Raw genomic sequence first — 16,395 nt, 5'->3', positions numbered from 1 at the left:
TTCAGAATATTTAATTATATAAAACTCAAATTAATAAAAGTGCTTATTAGTTTGAGTTTTTTTGTTAGATAAAAATTTAATCTAAAATGAAAAGAATAAAAATTTCATTAGTAGTATTTGCAATTTTATGTTGTTTAGCTTTTGTTATTATAAGAAATATAAAAATAAGTACTACCACTCCTATAAAAGATACTGCCTCACAAATAAGAAAATATGGGTATTCAAAATATGGAGTCATTAATGAAGATGGCAAAGAAATAGTTCCTCCTGTTTATGATTATATTTCTGATTTTAATAACGGATATGCATATGTTCAAATAAATGACAAACTTGGGATTATCGATTCGACAGGTACTATAATATTACCTTTAAAATATAGCAGTATTTCCATATTCGGGAAAAATTTAGCAGGTGTTGAAGTTAATGGCAAATGGGGATTTTTTGATAAAAAAGGAAACAAGATAACGGATTTCAAATATGATGATGTCAATTATATTGAGGAGGGATTTTATAATGTTAAGCTAGATAGCAAATGGGGAGTAATCAATGATGCAGGCAATGAAATAACACCAATTAAATACGATATGTATGATAATTATAATAATTTTAATGAGGGCATTTTGGCTGTGTATCTAAATGGGAAATGGGGTTATATTAATTCCAAAGGAAAAGAAATTACCAGTATAAAATATGATTATGCAGGTAAATTTGAAAATGGAATTGCACAAGTATCTATACATTATAAGGAAGGTTTAATTGATAAAAACGGAAAAGAAATTGTACCACTAATTTATAATGAGATAATTCCTTTAAATCACGGATTAGTTGATGTTGGCAAGTATGGTGAAGATGGTAATTATATGAATCATGCATTAGTTGATGGAAAAACTGGAAAAATGCTTACTCCGCTAGAATACGATTTTTTATATTATGGACACAATTCAGATTTAGTTTTTTCTAATAAGGTTTCGAGACTTATCAAAGACAATAAAGTGGGGCTCGTAGATAAAAACGGGAAATTGATAGCGCCTTTAATTTATGATGCAATAGATTCAATGGGAGATATGTATGCTGTTTATAAAAATAATAAATATGGTTTTATTGATGGAAGGGGAAAAATAATTGTTCCTATTCAAAATGACTTTATTGATGAAGACGAATTTTATGATGAAATTTCAGGTATGAATACTTATTTAAATTCTTTGCTTTTATTGAGTCGTAACCATAAATATGGCTTTGCTAATAGAAAAGGAAACCTTGTAACCCCAATAAAATATGATTCAGTAGAACATCGTTATTTAGGCGGTGCATTTGTATCAATCAATAAAAAATGCGGATATGTAAATGAAAAGGGTAAAGAAGTGATACCTGCAAGATTTGATATTCCAATTTCAAAAATGAGTGATTATTTTGATGAAGGACTCTTTGTGTATAAAGAAAACAATAAATGGGGAGCAATTGATACTACAGGAGTTAACATAATTGAGCCAAAGTATGATAGTATGACAAGTTTTACTTGGGGTTTTTCTATTGCAACTATTGGTCGTGATTCCTATATAATCGATAAAAAAGGTAAAGCTTCTAAAACTTTAAAATACGATAAAATTATCCATTGTAGAGCCAGCATTGCTTTAGTTTCTATTAATGGAAAATGGGGTGTGCTTAGTAAGAACAATAAACTTACAACTCCAATCAAGTATGATGAAATAGAAGAATTTCGTAATGGTTTTGCCATTACAGAAATGAAATTTAATAAATATGGTTTTCCGATTACGAATTTTTAGGCATTGGCAAGAGTACCAAATTTTAGAAGATATTAAACATGAAGAGAATAATCTTAATTATAAACGTCATTGCTGCTATCAGCATTTCTCAAGCGCAGAATAACAATAATCAGAAAAAAAACAATATAACAGAATTTATAAAAGTGAAATTGAATGAGCGTTATGGTTTGTTCGATAATACAGGAAAAGAAATTCTACAACCCATTTATGATGGTATTTCTATAACCGATGATGATGAAATTGGACTGTATTTAAATAATAAGGCAGGTTATATTAATAAAAAAACGAGAAAAGTTATTCCTCTAATATATGATTGGGTTGATAGTTTTGATGAAGACTTGGCAAGAGTAAAAATCAAGGATAAATTTGGTTATATAAACAGAGAAGGTAAATTAGTAATCGGGGCTATATATTCTAATGCAGAAAGTTTTTCAGAAGGATTAGCAATGGTTTCATTTAGTAATAAAAAAAGCGGTTTTATTGATAAAACAGCAAGAATAGTGATTCCTTTTGAGTATGATAATTATTGGGAGAGATTCAAATTAGGCATAGCAAAAGTAAATAAGAATGATAAAGAAGCTATAATCGATAAAACGGGTAAAGTGCTTACAGGTTTTAAGTATGATGACGTTTTTACTTCTGCAAGTGGTTATTCAGAAGTGAGAATAGGAAAAAAATGTGGTTTTATTGATAAGACAGGTGTTAATATAACTGCTGTTAAATATGATGATGTTGCTGCTTTTCAGAATGGTATTGCTGAAGTTGTTTTAAACAAAAAACATGGCTGTATAGACGAAGTGGGCAGGGAAATTATTCCTCTTGTATATAGTGAAATCTTTCCTTTTTTTAACGGTATTGCAAAGGTTGAGTTAAATCACAAATACGGTGTTATTAATAAAGCGGGAAAAGAAATAATTCCTGTAAAATATGATGCTATTAAAACATTTACAGAAAATCTGGCGCCTGCAAAATTAAATGGAAAGTGGGGGATAATTGATAGTAATGATAATAAAGTTATCGATTTTAAATATGATAAGATCATATATTGCGCTAAAGATATATTTGCAGTTGGAAAATATAAGGATGAAGATACATGGAGACCAGAACTTGTATGGGGACTTATAAATATAAAAGGACAAGAGATTTTAGATTTTAAATATACGAGTATTGGCAAGTTGTCTGAAGGAATGTTACGAGTGCAATTTGGAGAAGGAGGTTTTAAAAAATACGGTTCAGATGACGCGCCAATAATATTACAAAATATGGGGAAAGCTGGATTTATAATTGTAAATGGGAAAGAAGTAATTAAACCAATATATGATAACGTAAAAGATTTTTCTGAGGGATTAGCAGCAGTTCTTATTATCAAAGATAAAGACATGCGATGGGGTTTTATTGATAAAGAAGGCAAAACAGTAATCAATTTAAAGTATGAGAATGTAGAAAGCTTTAAAAATGGAATTACACGCGTTCAATTAAATGGTAAATGGGGAATAATTGATAGAACAGGTAAAGAAATAGTTCCAATTAAATACGATTGGATTGATGGTATTTCAAACAAAAATCAATATGAAAATGAAAATGTTTCTGATAAAGAATTCGAAGAATTATATGAAAGCGCTTTCTAAAAGTACTCTTTTACTTCCTCAAATTCTTATGATTGTGCTTGCGCTTAAAGTGCGTTTGCTTAAGCTCTTTTTTGTCGCCAGAAATAACACTAATAGTTCCGTCAATTTCAAGCATGGCAAGTTTTATATCTGTTAGATGTTCTAAACCGTGTTCGCGGGCGGCTTCTTTTAATTCTTCATGCGAAATGTCTAATCTGCTTAGGGTTTTGAAATCTAATATTCCGTCGTGAATTAGGACTTCGGGTTTGTCCATTAAAAAATCGTTCAGGCCTTTATATCTGTGCGTCAGTTTTTTGATGATGAAATTAATGATAAATAAAGCGAGAGCTGCTACCAAGCCTCCCCACAGACTTGTATCTGGACCAACCATTGCATTTTGAACGGAGTTACTAATCAATAAAATCAAGATTATGTCTGCAGTATTTAATTGTGAAAGTTCTTTTTTACCAAAAATTCGCAAGGCAATAGTCATGAAAAAATATACAGCAACGCTTCTTGTAATAATATCTAAATATTGATAATACATGTTTTTATTTTAAAGTTAAATAAAAAAGCTTTGCCAGAGTTCTAAACTTTGGCAAAGCTGCTAAAATATTTATATAGTATTAAGTTGAAATGAACTTATAATTTGAAATTCTTTTCAATAGCTTTAATCATTTCGCCAGCAACATCTTTATTAGTTGCACCTTCGATTCCTTCAAGACCTGGAGAAGAGTTTACTTCAAGCAATAACGGACCTTTAGAAGAACGAATAATATCAACTCCAGCTACTTTTAAATCCATTGCTTTTGCGGCTTTTATAGCGATTTTTTTCTCTTCGGCAGTTACTTTAATTACAGAAGCAGTTCCGCCAAGGTGAATATTGGCTCTGAATTCTCCCGGCATAGCTTCACGCTGGATAGCTGCAACTACTTTTCCGTCAATTACAAAACATCGAATATCTTTTCCGTTGGCTTCTTTAATAAATTCTTGAACTAAGATATTAGCATTTAAACTTTTAAAAGCGTTGATAACACTTTCTGCAGCTTTTTTGGTTTCGGCCAAAACAACACCTTTTCCCTGTGTTCCTTCTAATAATTTTACAATTAAAGGTGAGCCTCCAACCATTTTAATCAAATTGTCTGTATCCAATGGAGAATTGGCAAATCCAGTTGTTGGAATGTCTATACCGCTGTTTAAAAGCAATTGCAGCGAGTATAACTTATCGCGAGACTGCGTTATCGCTGTAGCTGAATTTAAAACGAAAACCTTCAAAGCTTCAAACTGACGTGTTAATGCACATCCGTAAAAAGTGATACTTGGTCGAATACGCGGAATAATAGCATCAAACTGATTTAAGATTTTTCCTCCTCTATAATGAATCTCTGGAGTTTTGGCATCGAGTTTCATGTAGCATTCTTTAATGTTCAAGAAATGCATTTCGTGACCACGCATTTCGCCTGCTTCCATGATCCTTTTATTACTGTACAATTCAGGGTTACTGGCTAGAAGTCCAATACGTAAACCAGAACTAGCTTTTTCAGAATTTTGGTATAATTCTTTTAAAGATTCTGCTGTAGGCTGCCCTAGAAGATATTTTTGTTCTGGATCAACCAAAACCCTTCCACTCATGGCTTCGCGTCCCAAAAGCATTCTAAATCCCATAGAATCTCGATTGGTCAAAGTCATTTCAATTGGCCATTTGGCATCACCAATTTTTAGGCTGGTTTGAATAACATAACGATGTTCTCTAAAACCGCTTGAACTTTTAACAATTCGTTTATCTACTAAAGGTGCTTCGCAATGGATAATCGTTTTAATATTATTCTGAATTGGATTAATATCAAATTTTACCCAATTGGCATCATTTTTTATAAAAGGAGCTATGTTTAAAGCGTGCATTGCAGAAGTTTTAGCACCAGAATCAACGCGAGCCTTGATTGTCGGGATTCCAAGTTCTGGAAATGAGCACCATTCTTCGCTGCCTAAAATGACTTTGTTTTGAAGCATATTTTGTTTTTTTGTTATAGAATTTAAATTCAAAAATAGCTATTTGCTTTTACTAAAGATACTAAATTATCCAAAAAAAATACCCGTTATGTTATGAAAACGTAACGGGTAGATTATTTTTGTTATAAATTTAAACTAATTTATTGATTAGTCGGCTCTTCGGCTTTATGGATTTCTACTGAAAGTTCTTGCGAATCATCTTTTAGATCCATCATGATTTCGTCACCTGAATGTATTTTCGAAGTGATGATTTCTTCGGCTAACAAATCTTCAACATATTTCTGAATTGCTCTTTTTAGCGGTCTAGCTCCAAACTGCTTGTCAAAACCTTTTTCAGCAATAAATGCTTTGGCTTTGTCTGTTAAGCTTAATTTGTAACCAAGTTCAGCAATACGAGAATACAGTTTTTTCAATTCGATTTCAATAATCAAATCAATATCAGCTTTTTCTAAACTGTTAAATACAATTACGTCATCAATTCTGTTTAAGAATTCAGGAGCAAAAGTTTTCTTCAATGCATTTTCGATAATGCTTTTTGAATTTTCATCGGCTTGAGCCACTTTAGCAGCAGTTCCGAATCCAACACCTTGTCCGAAATCTTTCAATTGGCGTGCACCAACATTAGATGTCATGATAATAATAGTGTTTTTAAAGTCAATTTTACGACCTAAACTATCTGTTAAATATCCGTCATCTAAAACTTGAAGCATCATATTAAACACATCTGGATGCGCTTTTTCGATCTCATCTAAAAGTACTACGCAATATGGTTTTCTACGAACTTTTTCTGTCAATTGACCACCTTCTTCGTAACCCACGTATCCTGGAGGCGCTCCAACTAAACGAGAGATCGCAAATTTCTCCATGTATTCACTCATGTCAATACGAACTAAAGCATCTTCAGAATCAAATAATTCTTTTGCTAATACTTTGGCTAACTGTGTTTTACCAACACCAGTCTGACCTAAGAAGATGAATGAACCAATTGGTTTATTAGGATCTTTAAGTCCAGCTCTGTTACGTTGAATAGAACGTGCAATTTTAAGAACAGCCTCATTTTGACCAATTACTTTATTTTGAATTAATTCAGGTAATTGAGCTAATTTATTGCTTTCTGTCTGTGCAATTCTATTAACAGGAATTCCAGTCATCATCGAAACAACATCGGCTACATTATCTTCTGTAACTTCAATTCTGTTGTTTTTAGAATCTTCTTCCCATTGTTCTTGTGCAGTGGCAAGGTCTTTTTCTATACGTTTTTCATCATCGCGAAGTTTAGCAGCTTCTTCATATTTTTGTTTTTTAACAACCATATTTTTAAGCTCGCGAACTTCTTCTAACTGACGCTCTAAATCCAAAATTTGTTTCGGAACGTCGATATTCGTAATGTGCACACGTGATCCAGCCTCATCCATAGCATCGATCGCTTTGTCTGGTAAGAAACGCTCAGACATATATCTGTTTGTCAGCTTCACACAAGCTTCAATTGCTTCTTGAGTATAGGTAACGTTGTGGTGATCTTCATATTTATCTTTTACGTTATTCAAAATTGCAATTGTTTCTTCAACAGAAGTTGGTTCAACGATTACTTTTTGGAAACGTCTTTCTAAAGCACCATCTTTTTCAATATATTGTCTGTACTCATCAAGAGTAGTAGCACCAATACATTGAATTTCTCCTCTTGCTAAAGCAGGTTTGAACATGTTTGAAGCATCAAGCGAACCTGTTGCTCCTCCAGCACCTACAATAGTATGGATTTCATCAATAAAAAGAATAATATCATCGTTTTTCTCAAGCTCGTTCATTACGGCCTTCATTCTTTCTTCAAACTGTCCTCTATATTTTGTTCCAGCAACTAAACTTGCTAAATCAAGAGTTACAACACGTTTGTGGAAAAGAATACGTGATACTTTCTTTTGAATAATACGTAAAGCCAGTCCTTCTGCGATAGCAGATTTACCAACCCCAGGTTCTCCAATAAGAAGCGGATTGTTTTTCTTTCTACGGCTTAGAATTTGCGAAACACGCTCAATTTCTTTTTCGCGTCCTACAACTGGGTCTAATTTCCCTTCTTCGGCCATTTCTGTTAAATCTCTCCCAAAATTATCTAAAACCGGAGTCTTAGATTTTTTGTTTGACTTATTGGCGGGATTATTAAAACTACTTTCTTTAAGACTGTCATCTTGTCCTGAATCGTCGTTATACGATTCGTTTCTTGGCAAGTTTTCTAAGAATTCTTCTTCGTTTGGAGTCATATTTAAATACTGTTCTTTAGCTACGTCATAATCTATTTTAAGTTTATTCAATAGCTTGGTTGTTGGATCGTTTTCGTTTCTCAAGATACATAACAGCAGGTGGGCCGTGCTAATTGATGAACTTTGAAATACTTTTGCTTCTAGAAAAGTGGTCTTCAGGGCTCTTTCTGCCTGTCGGGTAAGATGAAGGTTTTTCTTTTCTGCATTTACTTCAACGCTCAGGTTGGCAGGGCTTAGTATTTCTACTTTTCTGCGTAAATGATCTAAATCGACTGCTAGGTTATTAAGTATATGAATAGCTTTTCCGTTACCATCTCTTAAAATGCCCAGCATTAGATGTTCTGTACCAATAAAGTCGTGGCCTAAACGTAAAGCCTCTTCTTTGCTGTATGTAATAACATCTTTTACTCTTGGTGAAAAATTATCATCCATAATATATAATTGGTATTGTAAATTTAGTGAATTACAGTTTCAAAAACAAAAACCGTACCCTTCAAGATCTCCTGACAGCTAATAGACGAAAAAAAAGAGAATAAAAGCGTTAAAAAACGCTTAATTTATTAACTAAAAGGCAAAATAAAGTTGTTAATAAATCATTGAAATAAGTGTAAGGAAATAGCTGAAAAAATTTCAAAAAAACGTATCTTGGCACGCTTTGAAACTAATATAATTATTTAATATAACAACTTATGTCTGAAGGAGAAAAGTTAATTCCTATTAACATAGAAGATGAAATGAAATCAGCTTACATCGATTATTCGATGTCAGTAATCGTATCGAGAGCACTTCCTGATGTTAGAGATGGCTTGAAACCAGTGCATCGAAGAGTTCTTTATGGAATGTATGATTTAGGTGTAACTTCAAGATCTGCCCATAAAAAATCTGCAAGAATCGTAGGGGAGGTTCTGGGTAAGTACCACCCGCATGGAGATACTTCTGTTTATGACGCAATGGTACGTATGGCTCAGGAGTGGAGTATGCGATATTTATTAGTTGATGGTCAGGGTAACTTTGGTTCTGTCGATGGAGATAGTCCTGCAGCAATGCGTTATACTGAGGCCAGAATGCGCAAAATTTCTGAAGAAATTATGGCAGATATCGAAAAAGAGACAGTTGATTTTCAATTAAACTTTGACGATACTATATATGAGCCAAAAGTAATGCCTACTAGAGTTCCTACTTTGTTAGTAAATGGAGCAACAGGTATTGCAGTTGGTATGGCAACCAACATGCCGCCACACAATTTAACTGAGGTTATCAATGGGACTTTAGCTTACCTTGATAATAATGATATTGAAGTAGACGAATTAATGTCTCATATTAAAGCTCCTGATTTTCCAACAGGTGGTATAATATATGGATACGAAGGTGTTCGCGAAGCTTTTAAAACGGGTAGAGGACGTATTGTAATGCGTGCAAAAGTTGGTTTTGAAGAAGTTGACGGAAGAGAATGTATCATTGTTACTGAAATTCCATACCAAGTTAACAAAGCCGAAATGATCAAACGTACGGCTGATTTAGTTAACGACAAAAAAATCGAAGGTATTGCCAACATCCGTGATGAGTCTGATAGAAATGGTATGCGTATCGTTTATATCTTAAAACGTGATGCTACGCCAAACGTAGTTTTAAATACCTTATATAAGTATACGCAATTACAATCTTCTTTTAGTGTAAATAACATTGCATTAGTAAAAGGACGTCCTCAATTGTTGAATCTAAAAGATATGATTCACTATTTTATTGAGCACCGTCATGATGTAGTAGTAAGAAGAACTCAATTTGAATTACGTAAAGCAGAAGAAAGAGCGCATATTTTAGAAGGATTAATCATTGCTTCTGATAATATCGACGAGGTTATTGCGTTAATAAGAGGTTCTAAAAATACAGACGAAGCAAGAGAAAAATTAATCGAAAGATTTAAATTATCTGAAATTCAAGCTCGTGCGATTGTTGAGATGCGTTTACGTCAGTTAACAGGTCTGGAGCAGGATAAATTAAGAGCTGAGTTTGAGGAATTAATGAAGTTAATTGAGCATTTGAAAGCTTTATTAGCAGATGTTAATTTAAGAACCGATTTAATTAAAGAAGAACTTATCGAAATTCGTGACAAATACGGTGACGAAAGACGTTCTCAAATAGAATACTCTGGTGGAGATGTAAGTATCGAAGATTTAATTGCTGATGAAAATGTAGTAATTACAATTTCGCATGCAGGTTATATCAAACGTACGAATCTGACAGAATACAAAACTCAAAATAGAGGTGGAGTTGGTCAAAAAAGCGCAGGAACAAGAGATCAGGATTTCTTGGAGCACATGTTCGTGGCAACAAACCACCAATATATGATGTTCTTTACACAAAAAGGAAAATGTTTCTGGATGCGTGTTTATGAAATTCCAGAAGGAAGTAAAACAGCAAAAGGCCGTGCAATTCAGAATCTTGTAAATATTGAAAGCGATGATAAAGTAAAAGCTTTCATTTGTACACAAGACTTAAAAGATAAAGATTATATCAATACTCACAACCTTGTAATGGTTACCAAACAAGGTCAGGTGAAGAAAACTTCTTTAGAGAAATATTCTAAACCTCGTGTAAATGGTGTTGCTGCTATTACCATTAAAGAAGGTGATGAATTACTTGGAGCGCAATTAACAGATGGAGAAAGCCAAATTATACTGGCAGTTAAATCTGGTAAATTAGTTCGTTTTGAAGAAACGAAAACGCGTCCGATGGGAAGAACAGCTTCTGGAGTTCGCGGAATTACTTTAAAAGATGAAACGGATGAAGTAATAGGCATGGTTACTGTTGGTAAAAATGATGTTAACGATTCGCAAATTTTAGTTGTAACTGAAAATGGATATGGTAAACGTACTAAATTAGTTGACGAAGATGGTGAAGATGTTTACAGAATTACTAACCGTGGAGGTAAAGGGGTTAAAACTCTTAATATCACAGAAAAAACAGGAAAACTAATCTCAATTAGCGCTGTAACTGATGCAGATGATTTAATGATTATTAATAAATCTGGATTAACAATCAGAATGGCAATTGAGGATTTACGTGTAATGGGACGTGCAACTCAAGGTGTTAGATTGATTAACTTGAAAGGAAAAGATTCTATCGCTGCTGTAACAAAAGTAATGAAAGATGATGTAGAAGAAGTTGTCGTTGATGAAGACGGTAACGTTATCGAATCTGGAATTGAAAGAGTTAAACCTGATTTAGAAGTTCTTGAAGATGAAGGACCTGTAGAAGATGATGACGATTCTGATGATGAAGTAATTGATGACGAAGGCGAAGATGCCGACGAAGAAGAGTCTGAAGAATAATTAAAATAGATTAAAAAAGAAAATTAAATACAAATAAATATCACTATGAAAAGTAAATATGTAATACTTGCTTCAGCGTTATTGATCTCTGTAGCTTCTTTTGCTCAAAAAGATCAAATTAAAAGTGCTGAAAAGGCTTTAAAAGGAGGAGATGCTCAAGGAGCTGTTACCATCTTAAACGATGCTGAAAATATGGTTGCTAATGCTAAAGATACAGAGCAGGCTCAATTCTATTTTGTAAAAGGAAATGCTTATTTGGAACTTGCTGATAAAAATATTGAAACAAGCAAAAATTTATCACTTTCTGCAGAGAGCTACAAAAAGTTAATTGAAATTGAAAAAACTTCTGGAAAACAGAAATATTCTACTCAGGCAGCGACTTCAATCAGCAGTATCAAAGCAAAATTAATTAATTCTGCTATTGCTGATACTCAGGCTAACAAAAATGTAGAAGGTGCAAAAAAATTATATGATGCTTATGCATTAGACAAAAACGATACAATTAACTTGTATTATGCAGCTTCAACTGCAGTAAATGCACAAGATTTTGACCTTGCTTTACCAATGTATGAAGAGTTGAAAAAACTGAATTACTCTGGAAAAGGAACAATGTATACAGCTGTAAACAAAGCATCTGGAAATGATGATAGTTTTGCAAATGCAAAAGAAAGAGATATGGCCGTAAAATTAGGAACTCACGAAAAACCAAAAACTGAAGCTATTCCTTCAAAAAGAGGTGAGATCTACAAAAATTTGGCTTTGATCTTAGTTCAAAAAGGACGTACAGAAGAAGCTAAGAAAGCTATCGCAGATGCTAGAAAAGCAAATCCAGATGATTCTTCATTAATTTTAACTGAAGCTAATTTGTATCTTGAAACTAAGGATTTTGAAATGTATAAAAAATTAGTTAACGAGGCTTTAGAAAAAGATCCAAAAAATGCTGATTTAGTATTCAACTTAGGTGTAATTAGTGCAGGTGCAAAAAACAATGCAGATGCTGAGAAATATTACTTAAAAGCAATAGAAATCAATCCTAATTATACAAACGCTTACTTAAATCTTGCAGCATTGAAATTAGAAGCTGAAAAACCAATCATTGATGAAATGAATAAATTGGGAACTTCTGCTAAAGACATGAAACGTTACGATGTTTTAAAAGCTCAAAGAGAAAGTGTTTTCAAAGGCGTGATTCCTTACCTTAAAAAAGCTAACGAGTTAGATCCTAAAAATGAAGACGTTTCTAAAACATTATTAGGAGTTTACAGTGCTCTTGAAATGACTGCTGAAGCTAAAGCATTAAAAGCTAAAATGTAATAAATAAACTCAGTAGAGTACATAAAAAAAACCATTCGCATGCGAATGGTTTTTTTTATAGCTATAATTTTTCTAGCTGATTAATTCCGCAGATAAAGTAATAGTGGTATTTAATAATTTAGAAATCGGACAGATTTCTTTTGCTTTTGCTGCTGTAGCCTGAAACTCTTCTGCAGAGATTGAAGGAACTTTTCCTTTTAAATCTAAATGAATTAAAGTTATAGAGCCATCTTCAAAAGTTACTGTAGCTTCTGTATTTAAATCATCTGCTGTAAAGCCAGCTTCGTTCAATAAAAAACTTAATTGCATCGTGAAGCATCCAGAATGCGCTGCAGCAACTAATTCTTCAGGATTTGTTCCAACTCCGTCAGCAAATCTAGTTTTAAAAGATAATTGTGCGTTTTCTAATGTTGTACTTTGTGTGCTGATTTTCCCAGTTCCCTCCATACCGGTTCCTTTCCAGTTGGCATTTGCTTTTCTTGTAAATTTCATTTCTGTAGTTATTAAAATTAATATTGTAAAGGTTATTTTGTTGATTATCAATTAATGATGTGTCTATCAAATATAAACAATATTTTTCAGAATAGTTTTATGTATTTGTTATGGGAAGGTGAAAAGTTAAAAGTGAAAAGTAAAAAGTAAAAAGTTAAAAGTTAAAAGTTAAAAGTGAAAAGTGAAAAGTGAAAAGTGAAAAGTGAAAAGGTTCTGAGTTTTCAAGTTTCAAGTTCAGATTTCAAGTCTGGATGTTAGCCGCGTTTGTCAGGCTGCGCGAAGTCGAAGCGCGTTGCTATTGAAAATATTAAAAAGTTTTACCGCAAAGTTCGCTAATATTGTTAATTAGGAAGTTTTATAAAACACAAAGTTCGCAAAGCTTTGTTCTCAATAGTAATTATCGATAATGTTGTCGTTTATCCGATAACAAAGTTTTAAATTTTGACAAAGATCTACATCACAATGCTGACACAAAGCTTTGTGAACTTAATGTTTTACAAAAACCAGTAGATACAAATGCTTAGCGAACTTTGCGGTAAAATTCGCTCCAACATAACCACAAAAAAAGGAGCAATGAAAATAGCATTACTCCTTTATAAAATTAATATAAACTAAAGTCTATTCCTGACCTAAGTTTCTTAATTGTTTCAATTTATCTTTCCAAACTTCAAGGCTCTCTTTGTGAATTGCAATGTTTTTGCGGACTTCAAGAACAATTGAATTTTCTTTTTTAGCATTTTTAGTATTTGCAAAAAATTGGATGTTATTTTCTAATTGGAAAATTTCATTTTGAACTTCTTCAATTTTACGCATTAAGAATATTTTTTCGTTGTCTAACTTACGTGTGTCGTTGCTGTCAGATAAAGAATCAATTCTATTAGAAAAGCGCATCATTTCGGTTTCTTTTTTACTCAAACTTAATTTTTCAAAAAGGGCATCTAAAATTTTATTGAATTTTCCTTCTATATGGCGTCTTGAAAACGGAACCTTTCCAAAACCTTTCCAAGTTTCAATATGTGCTTTTATAGCATCTAAATCTGTTTTGTGATCTCCAGTTAACTGGAAAGCTCTTAGGGTTTCTAAATATGCTTTTTTATTGTCAAAAGCAGCTACTTCTTCACCGTTTTCTTCAGATTTATGTTCTTTTAACTTATCAAAATAGTGGTTGCAGGCATCTTTAAATTCTTTCCAGATTTTATCTGAATATTTTTTAGGAACATGACCAATTTGTTTCCATTCTTCTTGAATCTGTTTCATTACAGGAGTTGTAGCTTGAAAATCGGTGCTTTCCTGTAATTCTTTAGCCTTAGCAACAAGTGCTAATTTTTTATTTAAATTGTCGTTTTGGTCTTTTTTAATATCCTTATAAAAAGAATTTTTAAAAGCATTGAAATTTCTAACGGCTGTTTTAAATGCAGCCCAAGTTTCTTCATTTACTTCTGACGGAACTTTTCCTGCTGCAAAAAACTCATTTCTTAAGTCTTCTACTTTTTGAATCTGTACCAGCCATTGTGAATGAGAATTTACTTTCTCAGTTCCCAAAACTTCAATTTTGGCAATGATCTCTTTTTTAGCTTCAAGATTTTGTTGTTCGTTAGCTCTTTGGCTTTCAAACAGTACTTCTCTCTTGTCGTGTATTTTTTTAGTTAATTCACTAAATTTATTCCAAATAGCATCACGATGTTCTTTAGAAACTGGTCCAATTTCTTCTTTCCAAATTCGGTGTAAATCCTGTAGTTCGCGGAAAGCTTTATTAACATCAGCATTTTCTACTAATTCTTCAACTCTAGCGATTATTTTTTGTTTTAATTCTAAGTTGTGTTTGAAATCTAAATCTCGAGCTTCACGATCTAAGTGAAGGTAGTCGTAGAAATTTTCAACGTGGAAATGGTAGTTATTCCAAACGTGATTGTATTTATCTTTTGGAATTGCACCGGCATTTTTCCATCTTTCTCTTAATTCATTAAAATGTTTAAGAGTATCTTTAATGTTTTCCTGCGGATTGATTAACTCTTTTAATTCTTCTACAATTGCCAGACGATTCTCTAAATTGCTTTTTAGATTAGTTTGTAAGTGTTTAAAGTGTACATTTCTTTTCTCTCTAAAAATATTATAATATTCATCAAATTTTGATTTTAGAGGTAAATGGTATTCAAATTCTTCACTTGGATCTGGATTAGAAGCATTAAATTCTTCTCTCTTTTCCTCTAGAAGATGGTGATATTGTAATAAAAAAGCTTTTTTAATTTCTTCAATATGATCTTTTACAGACATTACTTTATCTGTATTAACCAGTTTTTTAAGTTCATCAACAAGAGCATCCAAAGAAAAGGTGTTGTAATCCTGCATAGGAATATCGTGACGCTCTTTTAAAGTTTCGTCTTCACTTTCTGCTGCGTTTGAATTTGTAATTTCATCCAGCGCTTCTTGATGTGCGTTTTCATTAGTATCTAATGAATCTTCAGTTTCTGAAGTTGAATCTTCGACTAAAGTTTCAGGATTAGATATTTCAGCTGCATCATTTGTTGTAGAATCGTTTATTTCGATTCCTGATTTTCCGTCTGCTTCTTGCAGGTTGTCATTCTTTTCTTCTAACATCTTTAAAATGTGTAAGGTTTTTGTTTTTAACAGTGCGAAAGATAGTAAAGGTGTTTCTAAATACAAAATAAATCACTTGTTTATGCTGTATTTTACGATGAAATTCTTATTCTTTAGACTTATTCGCTATAATGTTGAATATATTTTTGTTGAATTATTGAAGTATCTATAAATTCTAAATTTATATTGTTTTTAGGTTTTTCTTTTATAAATACAAATATATAAAGTATCTGCTCTCTTTTTGATATTAAAAAAGGATTAATACTCCCATTTCAATACCAAAATTATAGGTTCGATTAACGCCAAATCCAGCGCTTGGATGTATGTAAACTAAATTTGTCGGAGTGATCTTTCTGCCGAATTCAACAAAAGCATTATTTTGAAACCCTTCTAGAATAGCATTGTATCTAAAAGCAGCATCGGCAGCAACCCAGTTTTTTCCAAAAAAGTAAAGTAATACATTTTCAAAAAGTGTGACGCTGATATCATCTCGCTCATTTTGTCCAGCAAAACTACCTTGATATTCTAAAGTCGAAATCCAGAGAAATTTCTTTTGATTGAAATATTTTCCAAAAATAACAGCCGGCATAGCCACCCATTTTCCAGTTCCAAAATTCGGGTCTGCTGCGGTATTGGCATAAACTCTTGTACGCAGGGCTATTCCGTTATTATTTTTAAGATATGGAATATAACTTACGCCCATACCTACATCTCCAATGGCTGTCTTGTTGATTGAATTGGTATTTGCAGAAATTAGCGGAAGATCAAAACGCAAATTCCAAGCTTTGTTTCCAATTGGCAGTAAAACTCGAACTTGTGTGGTATTATATGATCCGTTATCAGTATCTAAATATTCGTCAAATAAAATAATTGTTTTGAGAAAATAATGATAACGAGGCTCAGAAAAAGGACTTTGTAAAGTATCGATTTCTTGAGCGGAAAGGAGATTGTTAAATAAAAAAAATAAAATGCTAAGTAATTGTATTTTATTCATAACCACCTG

At 32.5% G+C, this 16,395-nt stretch carries 10 protein-coding genes; 4 read left to right on the top strand and 6 right to left on the bottom strand.

Annotated elements, in window-relative coordinates; translation table 11 throughout:
- The first annotated feature begins 86 nt into the window (after window positions 1-86).
- Window positions 87-1,784 carry a WG repeat-containing protein gene (locus ASE40_RS18390; protein ID WP_057118580.1) on the top strand — a complete coding sequence of 566 codons (1,698 nt, stop codon included), beginning with the start codon at window positions 87-89 and terminating at the stop codon, window positions 1,782-1,784.
- A 38-nt stretch (window positions 1,785-1,822) separates the two neighbouring features.
- Window positions 1,823-3,412 carry a WG repeat-containing protein gene (locus ASE40_RS18385; RefSeq protein ID WP_057118579.1) on the top strand — a complete coding sequence of 530 codons (1,590 nt, stop codon included), beginning with the start codon at window positions 1,823-1,825 and terminating at the stop codon, window positions 3,410-3,412.
- Between the two features lie 10 nt (window positions 3,413-3,422).
- Here ASE40_RS18385 and ASE40_RS18380 read toward each other — a convergent pair whose 3' ends face one another.
- The 3 genes from ASE40_RS18380 to ASE40_RS18370 form a co-directional block, all read right to left on the bottom strand.
- Window positions 3,423-3,938 (bottom strand): DUF421 domain-containing protein, encoded by a 516-nt coding sequence (locus ASE40_RS18380; protein ID WP_057118578.1) that lies wholly within the window; start codon window positions 3,936-3,938, stop codon window positions 3,423-3,425.
- A 95-nt stretch (window positions 3,939-4,033) separates the two neighbouring features.
- A complete protein-coding gene (gene rimK / locus ASE40_RS18375; RefSeq protein WP_057118577.1) occupies window positions 4,034-5,401 on the bottom strand; it encodes a 30S ribosomal protein S6--L-glutamate ligase in 1,368 nt (455 codons plus the stop codon).
- A gap of 140 nt (window positions 5,402-5,541) precedes the next feature.
- Window positions 5,542-8,088: an ATP-dependent Clp protease ATP-binding subunit gene (locus ASE40_RS18370; protein ID WP_057118576.1), complete on the bottom strand. Its 2,547-nt coding sequence runs from the start codon at window positions 8,086-8,088 to the stop codon at window positions 5,542-5,544.
- Between the two features lie 257 nt (window positions 8,089-8,345).
- Between ASE40_RS18370 and gyrA the strand changes: the two genes are divergently transcribed.
- A complete protein-coding gene (gene gyrA / locus ASE40_RS18365; RefSeq protein WP_057118575.1) occupies window positions 8,346-10,988 on the top strand; it encodes a DNA gyrase subunit A in 2,643 nt (880 codons plus the stop codon).
- A 45-nt stretch (window positions 10,989-11,033) separates the two neighbouring features.
- Window positions 11,034-12,302 (top strand): tetratricopeptide repeat protein, encoded by a 1,269-nt coding sequence (locus ASE40_RS18360; RefSeq protein WP_057118574.1) that lies wholly within the window; start codon window positions 11,034-11,036, stop codon window positions 12,300-12,302.
- Window positions 12,303-12,374: 72 nt separating this feature from the next.
- Here ASE40_RS18360 and ASE40_RS18355 read toward each other — a convergent pair whose 3' ends face one another.
- From ASE40_RS18355 to ASE40_RS18345, 3 genes are all read right to left on the bottom strand, one after another.
- On the bottom strand, window positions 12,375-12,794 hold the full coding sequence (locus ASE40_RS18355; RefSeq protein ID WP_057118573.1) for an OsmC family protein: 420 nt from the start codon (window positions 12,792-12,794) through the stop codon (window positions 12,375-12,377).
- 618 nt (window positions 12,795-13,412) lie between these two features.
- Window positions 13,413-15,392, bottom strand: a complete 1,980-nt coding sequence (locus ASE40_RS18350) for a DUF349 domain-containing protein (protein ID WP_057118572.1) — start codon at window positions 15,390-15,392, stop codon at window positions 13,413-13,415.
- Window positions 15,393-15,639: 247 nt separating this feature from the next.
- Window positions 15,640-16,386, bottom strand: coding sequence for a hypothetical protein (locus ASE40_RS18345; RefSeq protein ID WP_057118571.1), 747 nt, complete (start codon window positions 16,384-16,386; stop codon window positions 15,640-15,642).
- Window positions 16,387-16,395 lie beyond the last annotated feature (9 nt).

The organism is Flavobacterium sp. Root935 (assembly GCF_001429295.1).
In the GTDB taxonomy this organism is placed as follows: Bacteria; Bacteroidota; Bacteroidia; order Flavobacteriales; family Flavobacteriaceae; genus Flavobacterium.
The sequence above is the reverse complement of the archived record's forward strand: the minus strand, read 5'-3'. Positions and strand labels throughout refer to the sequence as shown.